Origin of the sequence: Leisingera sp. ANG-Vp (assembly GCF_000813725.1) — a bacterium.
GTDB lineage: Bacteria > Pseudomonadota > Alphaproteobacteria > Rhodobacterales > Rhodobacteraceae > Leisingera.
The window spans coordinates 1-4,192 of the sequence record NZ_JWLD01000126.1 but is presented as its reverse complement, the minus strand read 5'-3'; the positions used below and the strand labels follow the sequence as shown (position 1 = coordinate 4,192).

Annotated in this window: 4 protein-coding genes and 1 pseudogene; 1 reads left to right on the top strand and 4 read right to left on the bottom strand. The window is 64.3% G+C overall.

From position 1 onward, the window contains the following. Positions 1–279 (bottom strand): annotated as a pseudogene (locus RA20_RS24310) (sensor histidine kinase); the annotation flags it as partial. Beyond that, positions 269–940 (bottom strand): winged helix-turn-helix domain-containing protein, encoded by a 672-nt coding sequence (locus RA20_RS24305; RefSeq protein WP_039135457.1) that lies wholly within the window; start codon positions 938–940, stop codon positions 269–271. The gene RA20_RS24305 and the pseudogene RA20_RS24310, both read right to left, overlap by 11 nt. A gap of 135 nt (positions 941–1,075) precedes the next feature. On the opposite strand from RA20_RS24305, the gene RA20_RS24300 reads away from it, so the two are divergent. Continuing rightward, positions 1,076–2,194, top strand: a complete 1,119-nt coding sequence (locus RA20_RS24300; protein ID WP_039135463.1) for a trypsin-like peptidase domain-containing protein — start codon at positions 1,076–1,078, stop codon at positions 2,192–2,194. Positions 2,195–2,323: 129 nt separating this feature from the next. On the opposite strand, the gene RA20_RS25215 is transcribed toward RA20_RS24300, so the two are convergent. Then, the gene (locus RA20_RS25215) at positions 2,324–2,578 is read right to left on the bottom strand and encodes a (4Fe-4S)-binding protein (RefSeq protein WP_082018118.1); all 255 of its coding nucleotides are present in this window, start codon (positions 2,576–2,578) and stop codon (positions 2,324–2,326) included. Between the two features lie 90 nt (positions 2,579–2,668). Further along, on the bottom strand, positions 2,669–4,015 hold the full coding sequence (gene pbfA, locus RA20_RS24295; RefSeq protein WP_039135454.1) for a (R)-1-hydroxy-2-aminoethylphosphonate ammonia-lyase: 1,347 nt from the start codon (positions 4,013–4,015) through the stop codon (positions 2,669–2,671). Positions 4,016–4,192: the final 177 nt, after the last annotated feature.

Genomic DNA, 4,192 nt, shown 5'->3' with positions numbered 1-4,192 from the left:
CCCGCGGTAGCTGAGCAAGCGGCGCTGCGGGTCGGTCTCGGCGGTTTCGGCATTGACGATGGCCGCCAGTGCCGCAGCAGAAGGCGTCGCGCGGAAGCCCGCCATGTCCTGGGTCAGGCTTTCCTCGATTGCCTGCCGCTGCGCCCCCTGCGCCACGTAATAGGTAATGCCCAGGCTCAGCGAGCTTGCAGCCACAAACAGCAGCGACAGCCATAGCGACTGCCGCATCGGCGAGGAGCGCAGCAATGCTCCTGCGCGGGTCTTCAGGTCATTCGGCAATCCGGTACCCCGCGCCGCGCACGGTTTCGATCAATTCACTCGCAAAAGGCCTGTCGACCTTGGCCCGCAGGCGGGAGATATGGGTCTCCACCACATTGGTCTGCGGGTCAAAGCTGATGTCCCAGACCGCCTCCAGCAGCATGGTGCGGGTCTGCACCCGGCCCTTGCGCTGAAGGAGGTGCTCTAGCAGGCGGAATTCGCGCGGCAGCAAGTCGATTTCCTGGCCGCCTCGGGTCACCTTGCGGCGGACCAGATCCATCTCCAGATCACCCGCTTTCAGCACAGTTTCCTGCGTTTGCAGCCCAGGACGGCGGGCGAGGGCGGCAACACGCGCGGCCAGCTCTCCAAAGGCGAAGGGTTTGACCAGATAGTCATCCGCCCCGGCCTCCAGCCCGTCGATCCGGTCATTCACCCCGCTCAGCGCGGTCAGCATGATGGCAGGCGTGCGCACTCCGGCGCCGCGCAGGGTTTTGATCAGGCTCAGCCCATCAAGGCTGGGCAGCATCCGGTCGATGATCAGCACGTCATAATCCGCAGCGGTCGCCTGCAGCAGCCCCTCGCGGCCGTCGGTGACGAGATCGGCGGTATGGCCTTCCTCGCGCAACCCCGCGGCCACATAAGGACCGGTGGTGGCGTCGTCTTCTATCACCAGGATCTTCAAGGCTTCCCCCGCTTTGCTGCCTGCCTGAATTACACCGGAACGGGTCCAAGCACACATTACAGATCTGTATAGAATGCGTCAGGACATTGAAATCCGGGCCTTCCATTTGCCTTGCATCACTTCGAACGCAAGGAAATGAAGATGCCTAAAACCCACGCTCCCAAACGGTTTGCCTTTGCCCTGACCGCCGCTGCCTCGGCTGCGGCTATGTTTGCCTTGGCGCCTGCCCCTGCACTGGCTGTGCCTGCAGGCGGCTATGCCGATCTGGTCGAAACCATCTCGCCCGCCGTTGTCTTTGTCGAAGTCACCGGCAAAGCGCAGCCTGCCGCCGACCGCCAATCCATGCCGAACGACAAGTTCATGGAAGAATTCATGCGCCGCTTTGGCGGCCGGGTTCCGGACTTTGGCAACGGCCGCCCGGTGAAGGGCGCAGGCTCCGGCTTTGTGATCTCCGAGGACGGGCTGATCGTCACCAACCACCATGTGATCGACAATGCACAGACTGTCTCGGTCACCCTCGCCGACGGCAGCAAGCACGAGGCCAGTGTGATCGGCGCCGACCCGCTGACGGATATTGCCCTGCTGAAGGTCGAGGCGGAGGCACCGCTGACAGTTGTCGAATTCGGCTCTTCGGACGCGTTGCGCGTCGGTGATGAGGTGCTGGCCATGGGTAGCCCCTTTGGCCTTGCGGGCACCGTGACCTCGGGCATCGTCTCGGCCACCTCGCGCAATATCAACGCAGGCCCCTTTGACAACTTCATTCAGACCGATGCGGCGATCAACAAGGGCAATTCCGGCGGCCCGCTGTTCAATGCCGAAGGCGAAGTGGTCGGCGTCAACACCATGATCTATTCGCCGGGCGGCGGCTCGGTCGGGATCGGTTTTGCGGTGCCTTCGGACATGGTGCAGAAGATCGTGGCCGACCTGGAAGATGACGGCGAGATTGCCCGCGGCTGGCTGGGCGTGCAGATCAAGCCATTGTCTGAGGACGCTGCCAATGTGCTGGGCCGCGAGGCCGGCAAGGGCGTGGTGATCGAAAGCGTGGTAGCAGACAGCCCGGCGGCAGAGGCGGGCCTGAAAGCCGGCGACGTGGTGCTGCGTTTTGGCGGGACCGAGATCAGCGAGCTGCGTGATCTGACCGCCGCCGTGGCGGTGAACGCCCCGGGCGAGGCGGCGCAGATCGAGGTGCTGCGCAAGGGCAAGGAGGTCACTCTGGACGTGACTCTGGGCGACCGATCCGGTCAGGACGCCTGATCCTTTCCCAATCTCATTCCCTGTCCGGAACCGGGCAGGGGCTGGGACGGCCAGGGCTGTTTCCCCTCCGGCGGGCAGGGAGTGTCTCTGCCGGGCCTTGGCCGGACCACTTGCCGGAGCAGCGGAGTATCAGGGCAGATAGAAGCGGCGCTCGCGGACCTGTTCCTTGGCCCGGACCCGGCGCCGTTTGCTGTAGCTGAGCGCGCCGGAAGGGCAGGCGGATGCGGCCGCCTTCAGCATCTCCTCATCCGCGTCATCGGCTGAGCCTGCCTCGCCGGACAGGGCCTGGATCATTCGGGAGAGCCGCAAGCCGCAGCACCCAGAGTTCTGGCATCTCGCCTCATCAAAGCGGACGCGCGACTGGCTGGTTACTATCTCCGGCATGGATTGGTTCTCCCTTTATTGGTTTGGTAGTTTCTGTTCTTCCGTTCTGATCGTGTCTTCGTGTTGTGTTCGCTGAGGGGCAATCGCGGGCTACTGGGCCGCCTTGACAGCCGCGACGACGATATCCAGCGCCCGGGTCAGGTCTTCGCGCGCGATGGTCAGCGGCGGCGACAGGGTGAGCACATTGCCCTGGCTGATCTTGAAGCTGAGGCCGGCCTCAAGGCAAGCATAATAGATCTGCTCTGCGCGCTGGCGGGCGATGTCTGCGCTGCCTGCGATCTCCACCCCGAACATGAGCCCGCGGCCGCGGATATCTGCGGTAATCGGCAGATGGCCGATCTGCTCCTGCAAGTACTCCAGCGCATAGGCCCCCAAGTCTGCGGAACGCTCCACCAGGCCTTCGTCCTCGATGATCTGCAGGGTGGTCAGGGCCGCGCGGGCGGTGACCGGGTTCTTTTCGTGTGTGTAGTGGCCGATGGCAAAATCGCCGCAGACGTCCAGACCGCGGCGGGCGACGCAGGCGGCAATCGGCAGGATGCCCCCGCCCAGCGATTTGCCGAGCGTCACGATATCCGGCACCACACCATCATGCTGGAAAGAGAACATTTGGCCGGTCTTGCCCAGCCCGGTCGGAATTTCATCCAGGATCAGCAGCACACCGTGCTTGTCGCAGGCCGCGCGCACGGCTTTCCAAAACCCCGGCGGCGGCACAATGGGCACCGCGCGCATCGGTTCGGCGATGAAAGCGCAGTAGTCGCCGTCGCGGCCCAGCACATAATCGATCATCTTCGCACAGGCCTCGGCGCTGGCTTCCAGGGTCTGGCGGCCGTAGGCGCAGTCCGAGGGGCTGTAGGGCGCCACATGCTCTGTGCCGGGCAGCAAGGGCCCGGCGATGTGGCTGCGGAACGTGGCCTCGCCGCCGACCGAGGCGGCGCCAAAGCCCGCGCCGTGGAAGGAATCCCAGAAGCTCAGCGTCTTAAAGCGCCCGGTGGCGGCGCGGGCGATTTTCAGGGCCACCTCGTTGGCGTCGGATCCGCCGGTGGTGAATAGAGTCTTGCCCAGATCGTCAGGGGTGATTTCTGCGAGCTTTTCGGCAAGTTCCACCGCCGGGTCATTGGTGAACCGGCGCGGGGCAAAAGGCAGGTCGTCCAGCTGCTGCTTGATCGCCGCCACCAGCCGCGGGTGGCCATAGCCCAGGTGGTGCACCGAGTTGCCGTGGAAATCCATGTAGCGGCGGCCGTCCATATTCTCGATCCAGATGCCCTCAGCTTTGGCGATGGTGCTGACACAGGGGCTGGACAGGCTTTGATGCAGAAAAGCATTGGCGTCGCGCTGCAAGAGCGGTGCGGAGTTGGGGCCGATGGATTTCTGCAGCCAGGCCTTGCGGGCTTCGGATGTATTAGATTCACCTTCGGTATGGGAAATAATTGCTGGCACTAGACTTGCCTCGAAACGCGAAGGGCGGCCCCGGACCGCGGGTGGGGGTGAAGCCCCCGCCCAGGGGGGCGGTCGGGGGCTGCCCGGCCAGAAGGCCGGGCGAAGACAAAGGAACGTCTTAAATTCAAAGCCGGGGCTGCGTGGGGCAGCCCCGGCAGGGCCGGGATTATTCCGGCC

Excerpts from the sequence above, each read along its gene's own strand:
- RA20_RS24300 (WP_039135463.1), top strand. The coding sequence starts at position 1,076 with ATGAAGATGCCTAAAACCCACGCTCCCAAACGGTTTGCCTTTGCCCTG.
- RA20_RS25215 (WP_082018118.1), bottom strand. The coding sequence starts at position 2,578 with ATGCCGGAGATAGTAACCAGCCAGTCGCGCGTCCGCTTTGATGAGGCG.